The sequence below is a fragment of the Bacillus sp. CH_48 genome (assembly GCF_038008465.1).
In the GTDB taxonomy this organism is placed as follows: Bacteria; Bacillota; Bacilli; order Bacillales; family Bacillaceae_G; genus Bacillus_A; species Bacillus_A thuringiensis_S.
In genome coordinates this window covers 1548141-1566202 of record NZ_JBBOZF010000001.1, presented here as the reverse complement: position 1 = coordinate 1566202, position 18062 = coordinate 1548141, and the positions used below count along the sequence as shown (strand labels likewise).

Here is an 18062-nt window from a genome sequence, read left to right as displayed (position 1 = left end):
TAAGCAAAAAGGATAGGAGTCACAAATGAAAGCGAGAGTGTTACTTTTATTGTAATATTTTTCAGAAAATTAACGAACTTACTATTGACTTCCATAGAAAATGAGTGTATTTTTGACTCAGGTAAAGTATTTTTACCTAGACCAACTTTTGAATAGAAAGGAGGGAATGTTATGTCTTCATTTCAATTGCCAAAGCTTTCATATGACTATGATGAACTAGAGCCACATATCGATAGCAATACACTTTCCATTCATCATGGAAAGCACCATGCGACATACGTAAACAATTTAAATGCTACTTTAGAAAATTATACTGAATTACATAATAAATCTTTAGAAGAATTGCTATGTAATTTAGATGCTTTACCGAAGGAAATTGTTACAGCTGTACGAAATAACGGTGGTGGTCACTATTGTCATAGTCTTTTTTGGGAAGTGATGAGCCCACGAGGTGGCGGTGAGCCTAATGGAGACGTTGCAAAAGTAATTGATTATTATTTCAATACCTTTGACAACTTAAAAGATCAACTTTCCAAAGCAGCTATTAGTCGTTTTGGAAGTGGCTATGGATGGCTTGTTCTTGACGGTGAGGAACTCTCTGTTATGAGTACACCAAATCAAGATACGCCTTTGCAAGAAGGAAAAATCCCCTTACTCGTAATTGATGTATGGGAACATGCTTATTATTTAAAGTATCAAAATCGGCGCCCCGAGTTTGTTACCAACTGGTGGCATACAGTAAACTGGGACCAAGTAAACGAGAAGTATTTACAAGCAATTCAATCGCAAAAACATTAGTCGTACGTATAAGGTAAATTTGGTAATGTAAAATCAGTATTGTCGAAATCCTCCAGAATCCCCCGGATTGCCACCGGGGGATTTATGATTACTTCATTGTATTTATATAATGTTTTAAAACATTTTTTATTTCTATTTTCAGCTCTCGGAACAAAAATCCAAATTCACGAGCCTTTCCATTATGTAACGTACAGTTAGTTACCTCATTATAAGGAGCTATATTTTCCCCAGCTTCCTGGATAAGTGCTTTTATTGCCGTCTTCTCTTCTATGAAATGAATAATTTCTTCCGTAGAAACTACCCCGTTACTACAGGCGTTAATTGGTCCTTTCACATTTTCCATTCCGCACCAAGCTAGAAACTCTCCTGCCTCTTTTTCATGTATAAATGACAAATTTCCATCTACATGATCCACAACGATAGGGTTTTGGTTCACAACACATTCAACGTAAAATTGTAACCTTTTCGTATAATCATTTTCTCCAATAACAACTGGAAAACGCACTGCAACGACTGGGAATGTTGCATATTGAAATAAAACCGCTTCGGCTAATCGCTTTCCTTCACTATAATTAAAATCATTCCTATCTCCATATGTAATTGCATATTCGTATGGATTAAAGTCCTCTTCTAACAAGCTTAATGCAGGTTCATAGACAGCCATTGAAGATGTCATAATATACTTCTTCGTTTTTCCTTTCAAAACTTCACATACCATTTTCGCTGCATTTGAACTATAGCATAAATTATCGTATACAATATCATAACTTTTTCCTTCTAGACGCTCTTCTAGTAGTTTTCCATCTTCTCTATCGACAATTATTCTTTTTACTGCGTTACCAAAAGAATCTTCAGTAACTCCCCTCGTGGCAATTGTTACATCGTGTCCAGCTTGCAAAAGGTACTCTACTAAATGTTTACCAAAAAATCTTGTTCCTCCTAGCACCAACACTTTCTTCAATTTCATCATCCCCATTTTTGCAATTTATAAAATACTACTTCTTTTATTATAAAAGGCTACTATAAAAAAAAGCATGAAATCAGTTTAACGATTCCATGCTTTTATGCAGATAATATATTAACGGACTCTATATTTAAAAATACAATAACAAAAGTACAAAATAGAAATTACTGATACATAAACCCATAGTTCATATACAAATCCCTCTCCCCACACTCCCATAAAATAAAATAGTGAAGGTAAAGTCAATGTTACCCATGATTGTACGAAGGCGATTCTTCCGAGATATTGATTAATATTCTTTTTTTGTGTATTTAGCACAAAGAATAAGTACCAAAGTAATGCCCACATAAACCATGTTAACGCATTAACAACATCATGAAATTGAACAAATGAAACAACCATATAGAATAAGGCTATAATTGCTACCCAAATACAAAACCATCCTAGACCACTACTATCCATTCCCTTTATAAAAGTAACACCTACATATAAATAGGTTAATCCAAATAAGAAAGTAGCCGCATATGAATACACTGTCCAATTGCTTTGGTCAGAAATCATGATCAAATAAAACGGAATAATAATTTGTAGTGCACCCACAAATAAATTAAAAACACCCGCACTTTTCATCTCTGCTTTCCCTAATATAACAAGACTATTTAAAAATAAAGCTGCCCCTGAAAGTAATAATCCTACATAACCCATATATACTCGTGTGAAAATCTTTACCTTTCACACTTTTAACCTCCCCACACTATAAAGTGATACTTATATTATTTTTCTTCCCATTTAAAACTACATACATAATTTTTCATCTATATAAGTCAGACCTCCTACCTTAAAAAGGAGCGAACTTAAAACGCTTTCAATAATAAATAATCCTATCAAAACATGAACTAGGATTCCTTGATTATAAACGGACTCTAGCGATGATACAAGTGTTGGAATACATTTCAATAATACGCTTTCAATTTCCATAAAAAATGAATAAAATAATACATTCCTCTATCTCATTCTACTACCTTCTAGCATAAGATATTGTAAAATCCTATCATTTTAAGAAAGGTTTGATATTTATGCCTCTTCATTATCCAAATCATTCTGTTTTTCACTCTACAGGTGTATTAACAAGAGAACCTGCAACTATTTCAGCGGTCATAAACATTGTAAATTTAGATGCATATTACGCTCACTATGTAAATATAGAAGTGTGGGATTGGTCTAATTATTCTAATCCTGTAAAGTTACCTGTATTAATTGGTGAAAATGCAGAAGTAGAATTCCCATATGTTTTACAAGGCAATCATCTCGCAGTCTTTTATGCTAATTTAGATGAGACTATTGATTTGTATGAAATACGTATTTCTTATCCCGCTCACTCCAATATTATTGCAAATTGTTTCGGACGAAGTCTCCCACCATATACAAGTCAAGAGGGAAACACAGTATATCACAAACAACTTGTTCGAATTCATTAATTCCTCCTATTATGTAATAGGTGGTGGTCCGTAATACATTCTTTCTTATGAGAAAATTGTATTACGGACCTAAAACGCGATAGTAACCCTTAACAGTTTTTGATTGTTTCAAATCCTCAATTTTGTATAAGGAATAGGCTTGAATCAAAACCTTTAATTTCTTTTAATAAATTTACATATGCTCGCTGAAATTGCTCTTGTGTTGCTGGCTGATCATAAAATAAAACTTTAATCAGTTGGGGTTTTACAGGCAGTTGATCCCTCATCTATATCCTTTCCGATAATTTTCCTTATTTATAACAATACCTTTACTAATATTGAAAGTATCGATTCCTACACGTGTTGCCAGTCAAATATTCCTATAAAACAGGGAACGTTCTTTTCTAGGTTAGGTAATAAACTTAATAAAAAATGAATATAAAAAATGACCTCTTGCTTTTAAGCAAAGGTCATTTTTTTATTCATCATTAAACTTCTAAATAGCCATTTTTATTATTTGATTGCCATTTCCAAGAATCTGCACACATCTCTTCTAATCCGCGTGTTGCCTCCCAGCCTAATTCACGCTTTGCTTTCGATGCATCAGCAAAACATACTGCCACATCACCTGGGCGACGCTCTGTGATTTTATAAGGAACTTTCTTGTCCGAAACTTTTTCAAATGCTTCAACCATCTCTAGTACACTATAGCCCATGCCTGTGCCCAGGTTATAAGCATCTACTCCTGTTGTACTCATTACTTTCTCAAGCGCCTTTACGTGACCATTTGCTAAGTCCACAACATGGATGTAATCACGGACTCCTGTTCCATCTTTCGTTGGATAGTCATTTCCGAATACACTTAATTCTTTTAACTTACCTACTGCTACTTGCGTTACATATGGCATTAAGTTATTTGGGATTCCATTTGGATCTTCTCCGATACGCCCACTTTCGTGTGCACCAAATGGATTGAAATAGCGAAGTAATGCGATACCCCATTCTGCATCTGCAAATGCTACATCACGCATAATTTGCTCAATCATTAATTTCGTTTGACCATATGGATTTGTTGCACTTAATGGAAACTCCTCCGTAATCGGTGACGTTTCCGGGATACCATATACAGTTGCAGATGAACTAAAGATCATCTTCTTTACATTATGTTTCTGCATTACTTCACATAGCACTAACGTGCTTGTAATGTTGTTATGATAATATGTTAATGGAATCGCTACTGACTCCCCTACAGCTTTAAATCCTGCAAAGTGAATAACTGCTTCAATTACATTTTCTTCAAAAATTGCGTCAAGCGCTTCGCGATTTAAAACATCTTCTTTATAAAACTTAAATTGTTTTCCTGTTATTTCTTTCACTCGATTTATGGATTCTACCGAGCTATTCGAAAGATTATCCACTACTATAACTTCGTAACCGCTATTTAGTAATTCTACACATGTATGACTACCAATATATCCTGCTCCACCTGTTACAAGTATTGCCATAATTATAGTCCTCCATATTTCATTCATTATAAACTTCTCAAAGTATATCACATATTTCTTATCCTATGTTTAACATGCGAACACAGAAACTTACATTTTATCCCATAATAATTTTATAACATATACGATTCTAATCAGGTAATAAAAAAAACGCCACATAATAAAAATTATGTGGCGTTTTTTTTATTAAATTACGTAACAATATACACTTAGAAAATGCGCAAGACTACCTAATAATACAAAAACATGAAAAATTTCATGATGTCCCATATATTTAAACTCTAGCCATTTTGGCTTTGTGCCATAAATAAATCCACCAATTGTATAAAAAATGCCCCCAAGTACTAAGAAAACAATACCTCCTGTACTTAAATTCTCAGCTAACGGTGCAAAGAACAAAACAATTAACCAACCCATCGTAATATAAATTGCTGTCGATAACCATCTTGGACAATTAAACCAAAACATTTTAAACACAATACCACAAATCGCAGTTGCATAGACTAAACAAAATAATAGCAAACCACTTGCTGAATTTAATGTAATTAAGCAAAAGGGTGCATATGTACCTGCAATTAATATAAAAATCATAGAATGATCTAGCTTCCTAAAGAAGTAAATAACACGTTCATTGGCCACAACACTATGATACACAGCTGACGCCGCATAAAGGACCATCATTCCAATACCAAACAAAATAACAGCTGTAATTGCAGCAAATGATGGCATCTTAATAGAAACTTTCACAAGCATAGCTAATAAGGCAATAAATGATAAGATCGCTCCACCTAAGTGAGTAAATGCGTTAACTGGTTCCCTTACATAAGTATTCATAATAACACCCCTCATATAATTACATGTAGTTTTGATAACTACATGTAATTATATACACATTTCTTTTTAAGGTCAACATTTACAATTCATTTGTTTCGTAATACCATATTTAAAGATATATTAAACATTAAGTTCCACTAAGTTATAAAAGTGAGGGATTCTACGTGGAAAATATAAATGAATTACTTGAGACATTACATTTAGAAAAAAATATTAAACTTGAGGATATTCCAAATGTTGACTTATATGTAGACCAAGTTGTCCAACTATTTGAGAATACTTATGCAGATACAACGAGAACTGATGATGAAAAAGTATTAACAAAAACGATGATTAATAATTACGCAAAAGGGAAACTATTCATCCCTATCAAAAATAAAAAGTATTCAAAAGAGCATATGATTTTAATTAGCCTGATTTACCAATTAAAGGGAGCTCTCTCCATTAACGACATAAAAAGTTCATTAGAAAATATAAATGACTCCTTATTAAACGATGATTCATTTGAATTAAATGCGTTATATAAAAATTATCTTGCTCTTACTGCAAGCAATGTCGAAAACTTTAAACAAGACGTAAATAAACGTGTTACAGAAGTAAATAAGATTTCTTCCTTAGAAGGTACAAAGCTAGAAAAATTTCTACTATTAACATCCTTCGTGACTATGAGTAATATGTATAGACGTTTAGCAGAGCAACTAGTTGATGATTTGAAAAAATCATAAATAAAAAACTATCCACCTATTAAAGTGGATAGTTTTTTATTTACTTAATTGCCTCATGAACTTTTAATTGTTTCCCTTTAATCGTTGTAGTCTTCATGACTTTCAAGACAAGTGGTCCTTTTCCATTTAATATTTCAACGTAAGAAACGTTATCTTGTATCGTAATAATGCCTATATCTTCTGCTGTAACACCTTTAATTTTAGCAATTGTACCGACGAAATCTACCGCTCTAATTTTCTTTTTCTTCCCGCCATTAAAGTACAGCTTCATAATGCCTTTGTTTATGTCCGCATTTTTATCTTTCTTAATAATTGGTTTAGCATGTATCTTTTCTTCAAATGCAGCTTTCTCTTTCATAACTTCTTCTTTTGAAGGTCCAATTGCCTTTGGAATTTCAAAACCAATATAATCCTCAATCTCTTCTAAAAATCTATTTTCATATGGTGTTATAAATGTAATAGCTTTTCCACTATTTCCAGCTCGTCCCGTTCTTCCAGTACGATGTACATAGCTTTCTTTTTCAAGTGGAATATCATAATTAATAACATGTGTAATATTATCAATATCAATTCCTCTCGCAGCTACGTCTGTTGCTACCAAATAACGGAATTTTCCTTTTCTAAAATCATCCATGACTTCAAAACGATCTTCTTGTACCATACCACCATGTATTTTGTCACAAGGATAATTAGCTCGTTTTAGCTGTCTATATACATGATCTACATTTTCTTGTGTACGGCAGAAAATAATACAACTATCAGGATTCTCAATCATTGTTACATCTTTAAGTAGTGAAAACTTCTCGTCTTCTATCGCCTCAAAAAGAGTATGTTCAATTTTATCCGTTGTAATCCCAGCTGCTTTAATTTCAATATGAGTTGGTGAATTCATATATGTACGAGACAATTTTTCAACATCTTCTGGAAGTGTTGCTGAAAATAACATTGTCATTCTTTTTGTAGGTAATTCATCAATAATTGCCTCTACTTGATCGATAAAGCCCATATTTAACATCTCATCTGCTTCATCAATAACTAAATACTTCAAACACTCTAAAGAAAGGGTACCCTTCTCAATATGATCCAATACACGACCAGGAGTCCCAACTACAATGTGTGTCTTTTGCTTTAATTCTAATTTTTGACGTGCAAATGGAGATTTCCCATAAACTGCCGCAGCCTTAATCCTTTTGAATCGACCTATATTTGTAATATCTTCTTTTACCTGCACCGCAAGCTCTCTCGTTGGTGTTAAAACTAATGCTTGTGGTTTATTCTCTTCCCACTCCACCATTTCACAAAGTGGAATACCAAATGAAGCTGTTTTTCCACTTCCAGTCTGAGACTTCACAACAAGATCCTTCTTTTGTAATGCGACTGGAATAACCTCACCTTGTACTTCTGTTGGATGATCATATCCTAACCCAGTAAGTGCCCTTACAATTTCCTTACTTAATTTATAATCAGAAAAACTTTTTTTACTCATATATTAACCTCATTTTATTATGTATTATTTTCTTTTTTATCTTTTGTATACGTTACTATTACCCTACTTATTATACTTGAAACCTTACATAAAAAGGTGGTTCATACCAGATTCCTCTTTTTATATAGAAATAAACCTTATCATTTCATATATTGTTCAACTAATTGATAACATCTTTTTCTCGTATTGTTAGCATTGACTCTTTCATGGTATCCTCCATCCCACTCCAAAAAAATAAAAAGAATACATACAACCTTATATAATTATCTCAACTTTTCAATCTTTACCATAAACGAACAATATAAATAAAAATACATTTTAAATTCGTTTTTAACGTTATTTTTCAGATGTAACATCTAGTTTTTCAAAAAATGTTAAGAAATCCTTTGACTTCTTAATAAAAATAATGTAAATTATCCTATGGACGAACATTTTTGATTAATAAAAATAAAATATTCGTATTTTAGGGGTGTAAATGATGGAAAACGTATTCGACTATGAAGATATTCAATTAATTCCTGCAAAATGTATTGTAAATAGCCGCTCTGAATGTGATACAACTGTCACTTTAGGAAAACATAAATTTAAATTACCTGTCGTGCCTGCAAATATGCAAACGATTATTGATGAAAGAATCGCAACTTATTTAGCTGAAAACAATTACTTCTATATCATGCATCGTTTCCAACCAGAGAAACGAATCTCATTCATTAGAGATATGCAATCACGTGGATTAATCGCTTCTATCAGCGTTGGTGTAAAAGAGGACGAATATGAATTCGTACAACAATTAGCTGCTGAGCAAATTACACCTGAATATATCACGATTGATATCGCACACGGTCATTCTAATGCTGTGATCAACATGATTCAACATATAAAAAAGCATTTACCAGAGAGCTTCGTTATCGCTGGAAACGTTGGAACTCCAGAAGCGGTAAGAGAATTAGAAAATGCTGGTGCTGATGCAACAAAAGTTGGTATTGGACCTGGTAAAGTTTGTATTACTAAAATTAAAACAGGCTTCGGAACTGGTGGTTGGCAGCTAGCTGCACTTCGCTGGTGTGCAAAAGCTGCAAGTAAGCCAATTATCGCTGATGGTGGTATTCGTACACACGGCGACGTAGCTAAATCTATTCGATTTGGGGCAACTATGGTCATGATCGGTTCTCTATTCGCTGGTCACGAAGAGTCTCCAGGGGAAACAATCGAAAGAGATGGCAAACTTTATAAAGAATACTTCGGTTCTGCTTCTGAATTCCAAAAGGGTGAGAAGAAAAACGTTGAAGGTAAGAAAATGTTCGTTGAGCATAAAGGTTCTTTAGAAGATACGTTAATCGAAATGGAACAAGATCTTCAATCTTCTATCTCTTACGCTGGCGGAACAAAATTAGATGCTATTCGTACTGTAGATTATGTTGTCGTGAAAAACTCGATTTTCAACGGCGATAAAGTATATTAATTCTTAAATTTAAAAAGAAGGACAAGCATAAAAGTGCTTGTCCTTCTTTTTAATATATAAAAACATAAAATATTTTTATTTTATTGAATTTTCTAGTATCATGTTTTTAAATAGTCTTAATGAGGAGGAGATAGACTTGAAAAATGTAATGGAAAATCGCCTTAATCGCGCAGAGGTGCCTGCTGAACTAACATGGGATTTATCCGATTTGTATAATTCTGATGCCGAATGGCATACCGCATTAAACGTATTAGAAAATGATATACAGAAACTTGATACATTTAAAGGACGTTTACATACCAACTCCACAACTTTATTAAATTGCCTACTTTTAGAAGAAGAGCTTTTAATGAAGTTAACAAAACTGTATTCATATGCAAATTTAAAAGAATCTACTGATCGTACAAATCCAGTTATTCAAGCGAACTCTTCCAAAATTTCTGCTTTATGGACGAAAGTACATACTGCACTATCCTTTATCCATAATGAAATTCTCTCACTTGAAGAAGGAACAATTGAAAAATATTTAACTGACGAAACAAAACTTGAACCTTTCCGTAAGTCGTTACTAGAGATACTCAAAAAAAGGCAGCACACACTCTCTCCTGAAACAGAAGAAGCACTTGCTGCACTTGGCGAAGTTCATAGTTCTCCATACAAAATTTACGGCATGACTAAATTGGCCGATATGGATTTCACTTCTATACAAGACGAACAAGGAAACGAACTCCCTGTTTCATTCTCATTATTTGAAAGCAAATATGAATTTTCTCCAAGCACATATATACGTCGAAAAGCATATTCATCATTTGTTTCCACACTAAAACAATATAAAAATACAATTGCCACAACATATGCTACTGAAGTTAAAAAACAAGTAACACTTTCTCGTTTACGTAAATATGAATCCGTTACCCATATGCTATTAGAACCACAAAGAGTTCCACTTGAAATGTATAACAACCAACTTGATATTATTTATAAAGAATTAGCACCTCATATGCGCCGTTTTGCAGATTTAAAAAAGAAAGTATTAGGACTCGATCAAATGCTTTTCTGCGACTTACATGCACCTTTAGATCCCGAATTTAATCCAGCTATTACTTATGAAGAAGCAGGCACGCTCATTCAAGATTCTTTAAAAGTATTAGGCGATGAATATAGTTCAATAATCCAAAAAGGATTCAAAGAAAGATGGGTAGATCTTGCAGATAACGTAGGCAAATCAACCGGGGCATTTTGCTCAAGTCCATACGGCTCTCATCCCTATATTTTAATTACATGGCAAAATACGATGCGTGGATGCTTCACATTAGCACATGAATTTGGACATGCTGGTCATTTCTATTTAGCAAATAAAAACCAACGTATCATGAACGTACGCCCATCTATGTACTTTGTTGAAGCACCATCAACTATGAATGAATTACTATTAGCTCAGCATTTACTAGCGACTACTGACGATAAGAGAATGCGCAGATGGGTCATTCTACAACTACTCGGCACATATTATCACAACTTTGTTACTCATTTACTTGAGGGTGAATATCAACGTAGGGTATATGCTCTAGCAGAAGAAGGACAGGCCCTTACAGCTACAACTTTAACTGAAATTAAAACAAATGTCCTTTCGACATTCTGGGGAGATTCTGTAGAAATCGATGAAGGTGCGGGCTTAACTTGGATGCGTCAGCCTCATTATTATATGGGTCTATATTCTTACACATATTCCGCAGGCCTCACTACAGCTACTGCAATAGCTCAAATGATTAAAGAGGAAGGACAACCTGCTATTGATCGCTGGTTAGATGTGCTTCGCGCTGGTGGTACAATGAAACCACTTGAACTAATGAAACATGCCGGAGTAGATATGTCAAAATCAGATGCAATCCGTAAAGCTGTTTCTTACGTTGGTTCATTAATTGATGAATTAGAGCATTCTTATCAAGAATAAAAAATAAGCCCTCGCTTTATGAGGGCTTATTTCATATTTACTTCCCAAACCTTTTACGATATCCACATTTCCTACAAAGCTCTTCAACCGCAACTCTTTTTGAAAATCCATCGACAATGTTTGTTGCTCTTTCACCTTCTATAATGTTAGAAAATGAATCATTATTAATATTTCCAAGGTTAATAATCCCTTCACCATCTAAACAACAAGGAATAACCGTCCCATTCGCTAAAATCCCTGCCTGATTACGAAGTCCATGACAGAATCCTTTCCCGTCATCCTCTTCTTCATGTAATGCTGGCCACTGGAATTCATAGTCTTGATTAATAAAGACACGTTCTGCAATTTTTATACCTTTTCCTGGTGTAAGCTTCTCTTCAATCTGATAAGATAGATCAAATTCATTTTCAATTATGGATAATAACTCTCTATTTTTCTGGATTTCAGCATTTGTTTTATTATCCTGAGTTAAATTCCATAACCTTAACGATACAATTAAATCTGATTGACTTGTCGCTTCCCTAATGAAGGAAAGTATACTCCTTACATAGCCCTCTTTATCTTGCGAACCTGGGTGTCCATCAAAACTATGCAGTGAAAAATTCATTTGTCTTAACGCGGGCTTATTTAACAGCCTATGCCTTCTCTTATTAATTAACGTTCCGTTCGTTGTAATATTAACTTTAAACCCTTTTTCATGACTTAAGTCTAATAGCTGATCTATTTTCGGATGGAGCAACGGCTCACCCTTCACGTGCAAATAAATGTAGTCTGTGTGAGGTTTAATTTGGTCTAATCTTTTAGCAAAATCCTCTACAGAAATGAATTGCTTCTGCCTTTCCGTCGGCGGACAAAAGCTACACGCAAGATTACACACACTCGTAATCTCCAAGTAAAACTTCTTAAACTTCTTCACCTTTAATTCCTCACTTCTCTAACTACTTATACTTTTTCCTCTTCATATTACAGCATATTTTTATAGAAATAGAAACATACTTATTTTAGGAAATGTACATACCATCTAATAATGTTTAAAAGACCATCGGTAATTTTTGTCCAATGGTCTTTCCCACTATTAATTATCTTTAACCTCTTTTACATACTCCCATGTTTCACCTTGATCTTTTGATTGATAAAGTATACTACTATTACCATTGTAGTCTCCATCTGCTCCTTGCCCTACTAGCATGTTAAAAACTCCATCCTTCTCATAAGGCATATTAGGAAAATCAAACGGATTTATTGCCTGTCCACTTTCTAGTTTCACTTCATAATTTGTATAGCTCAACTTTTTAAAAGTTATACCCCCATCATCTGTACGGTATAACCTCCCTTCATTTCCAGAGGGTCTGGCTGCCCTTAAAAATCCGAGCTTTTCATTAAAAAAGATGATTCCTGATGCACTACCTACCGCTTCATTGAACGGGTCTTCATTTATAACTCCCCATGTTTCCCCTCCATCAATTGTCTTGCTTAGTGAATAAAAGGTGCTCCCTAATGCTTTATCTGTGACATCTAGTTTATAACCAACTTCTTTTGAAAAGTAAAATTGCTCATTATTATTAGTTAAATTCTTCTTTTTCTTTTTAGAACTACTTTCCTTACTCCAATTTGGGTCACCTAGTAAATTATATCTAGCAGGTACTACCTCTTTCTCTTTTCCAGGGATAAATATAGATACCGTATATCCAATTATTTCGGACTTTGCTTCTTCAAGCTTCTCTAATTTCCCATCTTTATTAATATTAATAATTCCTTCTCTGTTGTAACCCCAGTTCCTTTTCCCATAATAGACCAGCCCATACTTATCTTCATTCCACTTACTTACAGTTTGTTTAACTGGAATGGCTTGAACTGTTTTAATTAAAGGTTTTACTAATTTATCTTCATTATAATCAGCGTTAACATACCCATTTAATCCTACAAAAATATCTTTTGATTTATTTTTATTATAAGATATTAAGTAGCTTTCCTCTTTTCCAGCAGCATTTTTCCCATAAAGAAAAGTATCAAATGATGTAATTGTTCCATCTGATTTAAATTCCAAAGTAAAATCATCCGACATATATAACTTCTTTGGCAAAGTATATTTCTTATTTATATCTTCAAAAATGCCCTCTACACCATACTTATATATATTATCACGCTCAAGTTTAACTGATCTTTCGTTTTTTACGCTTTCTATAAACCATGCTAGTTTACCGCCATAATTCGTTGCACTTTTATAAATTTTTATCCCATAAAAAGACGTTATAAGGATAAGTATTAGAACAGAAATGTATTTCCATCCCTTTACATTTAATAATTTGGATGATTCGCGTTCCCTATTTTTCACAATTTTAATTGTAGTAAATATAATGATAAGTATTAGAAATGCTATAGATAATAACCAAATATAAATATTATTATTCATTCTCCCATACATACATAATAAAGCTAACTCATAACAAAAAATCCAGTATACGATTATTACTAATGGATTTTTTAGTAATGATGCCAATATTTTTTTCATATCTTCCTTAAATATGTTAATCCCCCCTAAGTACATCTAATACTTCTTTTTTCCTATATTGAGTATACTTGATTTCACCAGGCACTTGCATACCCCCATATTTACTGTACATCTTCATTACATATCGGTTAAATCTAAAATAATAAAATGCGTATAAAAAAGCACTCTATCTTGTAAAGATAAGTGCTTTTTTCTTGATTATATTTTTTATTCAATATACAGTCAATAATACTTCATGTTGGTACACAAGGCATGATTAATTTCGGATCAATATTTATGATACAGTTCACCGTAACTAATCTAAATAAGTTTAATTTTTATTATCTTTATAATTAAATTTAACAAAAAAGGTAGTGCCTTCCGATCCTGTTTGAATTTCTATTTTTGCATTATGGCGGGCAGCAATGGCATAACATACACCTAACCCCAATCCAGTTCCATTATCTTTGGTCGTGTAAAATGGCGTACCCAGTTTCTCTAAGACTTCAGGCCTGATACCTTTTCCTTGATCGTGCACTGCAAGCACCACACAATTTTGACCTTCCTTGTAGGTGCTAATGGTTAGAACTTTCCCTGTATTCATCGCTTCTAAGCCATTACGATATAGATTCATTAATAATTGCCGTATCTCATTACGATTTAAAAGTAATTCCGGAATGTCATTTGTATCGACTTGAATATATTTATTTTGATTATACGTATCAATCTTTATTAAAGGGATAATATCGCGGATAATTGAATTTAAATCTAACATCTGCAAATCTAATTTCCTTGTATTACCCATTGAGAGAAATTCAGTAATAATAGAATTGGCACGGTTAAGTTCTTCAATCATTAAATGAAAGTACTTATTATGTTTCTCATAGGTATTCTCTTCTTTTAATAACTGCAAAAATCCTAGTACCGTTGTCATTGGATTTCTAATTTCATGGCTGATACCTGCTGCCATTTGCCCTATTAAATCAATGTTAGATAATCTTTTCAATTCCTGTTCATATTTCTTTTTTTCCGTTATGTTTTTAAAAATACAGCAAATACCATCATCATACGGGTATGCAATAACTTCGTGCCAATATTCATCTGCAGTAGAAAGAAATTCGAAATGAACTGTAGTTCGCTCTGACATCACACGATGAAATTCCTTATACATAACTGTGTCGATGTCACTCGGGAAAACATCCCATATATTCTTTCCTAATACATCTTTTGCTGTTTTTCTTTGCGGAAAATATTGGTGCTTATTTACGTACGTAAATTCCCATTTATTATTTAAAGTAAAGAATCCATCCGTAATACATTCAATCACACTTATAACTTTTTCATTAGCAGCAGCTAGCTCTCCCGTTCGCTCTTTCACTATGCTTTCTAGTTGATCCATATATAACAAATTTGAAAACGTAGGGGCTGTGGCATCAACGATAGATTTTGCTAGTTGAATTTGAGAATTATCGTAATTGTGAGCTTTTCCTTCTTTGCCAACGACGATTACCCCTAATACTTCTCCCACTGAAACCAATGGAATCATCAATAGATCCTTACTATCTATATTTTTTGTTTGAATAACCTCTTGGATCTTGGCTTCATAGCTTTTCTCTGTCCGATCCGCTTCTGTCCAATCACAGCCCTTACTTAATTTCGTTGTTTTAATCGTTGTTTTATCTAGCGGATCTAGAAGATGGGCAGTCATATTTTTACTCTCTAAAATCTGTTCTAAGTAAAAAAAGCATTTATCAAAACTCTCCTGTATCGAAGAACACATTGATAAATCACGGGTAACATTTAGTAACAGCTGCTTCTCAGCAATAAGGTTTTCCTTTTGTGTTAAATTATTTGCGTTTTGAATTGCGACCGCGGCCATATTTACATAAGCTTCAACACTTTGAATTTCTGAATCTGTTAAGTTCATCGGAATCCCATAATCAAATAAAAAAACCAGACCAAATAACTCTTGCCTAAATGAGATAGGCAGAGCTAATAAGGACTTAATTTTAAACGCATCAACTGGTCTCGGATCTGGTCGATGATCCTTTGAGGTATCAGGAATATAGATGGTTTTTTTCGTTTCAATAACTTCTTTTGCCAGTAAGTCTATTTCAGGATCAATTACCTGAGTATCGAGCGTTACGCCATTTATGGTCTCTGGTTTTCCTGCAAACCCTCTAAATGTTCCATCTTCCTGTGGTAAATAAATTCCAACAGCATCGCACCTAACAATCTCCTCTGATATCGCCATTGTCACACGCTGCAATACTTCACGTAGTTCTAATTTCGTATTTATTATTTTTGTTATATTCGCGAGCCTAGAATATCTCGTCTGATCACTTACCATTCACATAGCCTCCAGTTATAGGCATAATAAAATAAATATGATAATATCAGTGTCTTACTTTTATTTTACATAGAATATCTTACTTATGATACGGTTCCCCACGATTAATCCGAAACGCTCTATACACTTGTTCAAGCAATACTAATCGCATTAATTGGTGTGGTAATGTCATCTTTGAAAAAGAAAGTGATTCGTTTGAACGCTTCATCACTTCTGAACTTAGTCCGAGTGATCCACCAATTACAAATGCGACTTTACTCTTTCCGTATGTAGCAAGGCGATCTAGACTTACCGCAAATTCTTCTGATGACTTTTGCTTTCCTTCTATAGCTAATGCAATCACATGCGTGTCATCAGAAATTTTATCCAGTATACGTATACCTTCTTTTTCCTTTACAATTAACATTTCTGCTTCACTTAAATTTTCTGGCGCCTTTTCATCGGGCAATTCAATTACTTCTACTTTTGCGTATGCTGATAATCGTTTTAAGTATTCTGCTATACCTTGTTTCAAATATTTTTCTTTTAATTTCCCAATTGAAATAATCGAGATATTCACACGTATCATCCACCTTACAAACATGTTATCCACAAAACTTATCCACATATCCACAAACACTACCCACATATTGTGTGAGAATCTGTGTTCGATACAACATATGTCGCCTCATTTTGACAAAATTCACATGTTTTTTTCTCTTTTTCTGAGTTATCCACATTGTTGATAACCGGCGCAACTTCACACTCATCCACAATAATATCTAACGCTAATTCAACATGTTCTAAACAACAAGGTAAATTCATTTTCTTCACCTCACTTTTCTACAATAGAAAACAGGAGGTAGGCCCTCCTGTTTTTAATACTTTTGAATGCCTAATTTCACTGTTGTTGTTACTCTTTTTGTACCACGATAAAACGTAAGAGTCATTTTATCATTAATTTCCTTATCATATAAGGCCGTGCGGAATCCAATAATATCGCGAATCGGTTTTCCATCTACTGCCACAATAACATCATGTTCTCTTAAACCAGCATCTGCGCCTGGCGAAGGACTTTTCACATCCAAAATACAAACTCCTTCTGTTACAGTACCTGGTAAATGTAATGTTTTTGACCAATAATAGTTTGGAATTTCATTTAATGACCTAAGTTCAATCCCAACATACGGCCTTCTTACTTTTCCATACTTCTCAAGTTCATTCATAATCGGAACAGCCCTAGTCACCGGAATAGCAAGTCCGATTCCTTCTACTTCTTTTGCAGCAATTTTCATTGAATTAATACCAATTAATTGTCCTGCTGCATTTACAAGCGCACCGCCACTATTCCCCGGATTAATCGCCGCATCCGTTTGTAACACTTCTACTTGCCAATCATAGTGTCCATCTTGATCTAAATCTACAGGGACAATACGTTCATTAGCTGAAATAATACCTTGTGTAACAGTTCCAGAGAATTGCAGTCCGAGTGGATTTCCAATCGCAATGACTGGCTCTCCTCTGCGAACAGTATTAGAATCGCCGATTTCAATTATTTTTTTCACATGCTTTGCATCTATTTCTAATACAGCTAAATCTGTGACTACATCGGTTCCTAATACTTTTCCAGGAACCTTCTTACCGTCACTTAAACTTACTTCAATACGATTCGCTCCAGCTACAACATGATTATTCGTTACAATATAAGCTTGACCATTTGTCTTTTTATAAATTACTCCTGATCCTGTACCAGCCTCTGAATCTGCCTCTGAAAAGTTATCTCGTTGAATGTTAATAACGCCCACAACAGCTTCAGATGCACGGTCAACAGCATCTACAAAGCTAATCTGTTTAATTCCTTGAGCTTCGGCCATATTACTTCCGCTTGCTTCAGCTTGCGGAAGCGTATCAGCAGAATTTGAAAATAAAGGAGCTCCAAACGCAAATAAAGAAGCTCCTACAATTGTTCCCGCTATACTAGAAAGAACTATACCTTTATGCTTCTTTTTCCCTGCACGTTTCATACGATAATTTTCTTCATCAATAAAGGACATATT

At 33.9% G+C, this 18062-nt stretch carries 16 protein-coding genes; 5 read left to right on the top strand and 11 right to left on the bottom strand.

Features of this window, described 5'->3' with window-relative positions; translation table 11 throughout:
* Positions 1–171 precede the first annotated feature (171 nt).
* Complete coding sequence (gene sodA, locus N2V92_RS07745; protein WP_000094037.1) at positions 172–798, top strand: superoxide dismutase [Mn]; 627 nt, start codon at positions 172–174, stop codon at positions 796–798.
* 88 nt (positions 799–886) lie between these two features.
* Here sodA and N2V92_RS07740 read toward each other — a convergent pair whose 3' ends face one another.
* Complete coding sequence (locus N2V92_RS07740) at positions 887–1774, bottom strand: NAD-dependent epimerase/dehydratase family protein (protein ID WP_042596800.1); 888 nt, start codon at positions 1772–1774, stop codon at positions 887–889.
* Positions 1775–1876: 102 nt separating this feature from the next.
* Positions 1877–2467: an AmiS/UreI family transporter gene (locus N2V92_RS07735; protein WP_000542567.1), complete on the bottom strand. Its 591-nt coding sequence runs from the start codon at positions 2465–2467 to the stop codon at positions 1877–1879.
* 371 nt (positions 2468–2838) lie between these two features.
* On the opposite strand from N2V92_RS07735, the gene N2V92_RS07730 reads away from it, so the two are divergent.
* On the top strand, positions 2839–3240 hold the full coding sequence (locus tag N2V92_RS07730) for a hypothetical protein (protein WP_001128270.1): 402 nt from the start codon (positions 2839–2841) through the stop codon (positions 3238–3240).
* Between the two features lie 467 nt (positions 3241–3707).
* On the opposite strand, the gene galE is transcribed toward N2V92_RS07730, so the two are convergent.
* Together galE and trhA are read right to left on the bottom strand one after the other, a co-directional pair.
* Positions 3708–4724 (bottom strand): UDP-glucose 4-epimerase GalE, encoded by a 1017-nt coding sequence (gene galE, locus N2V92_RS07725; protein ID WP_016078231.1) that lies wholly within the window; start codon positions 4722–4724, stop codon positions 3708–3710.
* A gap of 186 nt (positions 4725–4910) precedes the next feature.
* Positions 4911–5558, bottom strand: coding sequence for a PAQR family membrane homeostasis protein TrhA (gene trhA / locus N2V92_RS07720; RefSeq protein WP_001099726.1), 648 nt, complete (start codon positions 5556–5558; stop codon positions 4911–4913).
* A 164-nt stretch (positions 5559–5722) separates the two neighbouring features.
* On the opposite strand from trhA, the gene N2V92_RS07715 reads away from it, so the two are divergent.
* Positions 5723–6283 carry a DUF1836 domain-containing protein gene (locus N2V92_RS07715; RefSeq protein ID WP_000427875.1) on the top strand — a complete coding sequence of 187 codons (561 nt, stop codon included), beginning with the start codon at positions 5723–5725 and terminating at the stop codon, positions 6281–6283.
* A 40-nt stretch (positions 6284–6323) separates the two neighbouring features.
* Here the strand turns inward: N2V92_RS07715 and N2V92_RS07710 are convergent, their stop codons facing one another.
* Positions 6324–7769 carry a DEAD/DEAH box helicase gene (locus tag N2V92_RS07710; protein ID WP_000039346.1) on the bottom strand — a complete coding sequence of 482 codons (1446 nt, stop codon included), beginning with the start codon at positions 7767–7769 and terminating at the stop codon, positions 6324–6326.
* 478 nt (positions 7770–8247) lie between these two features.
* Here N2V92_RS07710 and guaC point away from each other — a divergent pair, with 478 nt between their 5' ends.
* Together guaC and pepF are read left to right on the top strand one after the other, a co-directional pair.
* Complete coding sequence (gene guaC, locus N2V92_RS07705; RefSeq protein WP_000432438.1) at positions 8248–9231, top strand: GMP reductase; 984 nt, start codon at positions 8248–8250, stop codon at positions 9229–9231.
* Between the two features lie 136 nt (positions 9232–9367).
* Positions 9368–11185 (top strand): oligoendopeptidase F, encoded by a 1818-nt coding sequence (gene pepF / locus N2V92_RS07700; protein ID WP_000800233.1) that lies wholly within the window; start codon positions 9368–9370, stop codon positions 11183–11185.
* Positions 11186–11222: 37 nt separating this feature from the next.
* Here the strand turns inward: pepF and N2V92_RS07695 are convergent, their stop codons facing one another.
* The 6 genes from N2V92_RS07695 to N2V92_RS07670 form a co-directional block, all read right to left on the bottom strand.
* Positions 11223–12101, bottom strand: coding sequence for a radical SAM/SPASM domain-containing protein (locus N2V92_RS07695; protein ID WP_000713633.1), 879 nt, complete (start codon positions 12099–12101; stop codon positions 11223–11225).
* A 159-nt stretch (positions 12102–12260) separates the two neighbouring features.
* Positions 12261–13733, bottom strand: coding sequence for a WD40/YVTN/BNR-like repeat-containing protein (locus N2V92_RS07690; protein ID WP_000280571.1), 1473 nt, complete (start codon positions 13731–13733; stop codon positions 12261–12263).
* Between the two features lie 274 nt (positions 13734–14007).
* Complete coding sequence (locus N2V92_RS07685) at positions 14008–16026, bottom strand: GAF domain-containing sensor histidine kinase (protein ID WP_016078232.1); 2019 nt, start codon at positions 16024–16026, stop codon at positions 14008–14010.
* A gap of 79 nt (positions 16027–16105) precedes the next feature.
* On the bottom strand, positions 16106–16585 hold the full coding sequence (gene rlmH / locus N2V92_RS07680; protein ID WP_001027003.1) for a 23S rRNA (pseudouridine(1915)-N(3))-methyltransferase RlmH: 480 nt from the start codon (positions 16583–16585) through the stop codon (positions 16106–16108).
* 59 nt (positions 16586–16644) lie between these two features.
* Positions 16645–16830 (bottom strand): CxxH/CxxC protein, encoded by a 186-nt coding sequence (locus N2V92_RS07675; RefSeq protein WP_001052827.1) that lies wholly within the window; start codon positions 16828–16830, stop codon positions 16645–16647.
* Between the two features lie 53 nt (positions 16831–16883).
* Complete coding sequence (locus N2V92_RS07670) at positions 16884–18059, bottom strand: S1C family serine protease (protein WP_000008032.1); 1176 nt, start codon at positions 18057–18059, stop codon at positions 16884–16886.
* Positions 18060–18062 lie beyond the last annotated feature (3 nt).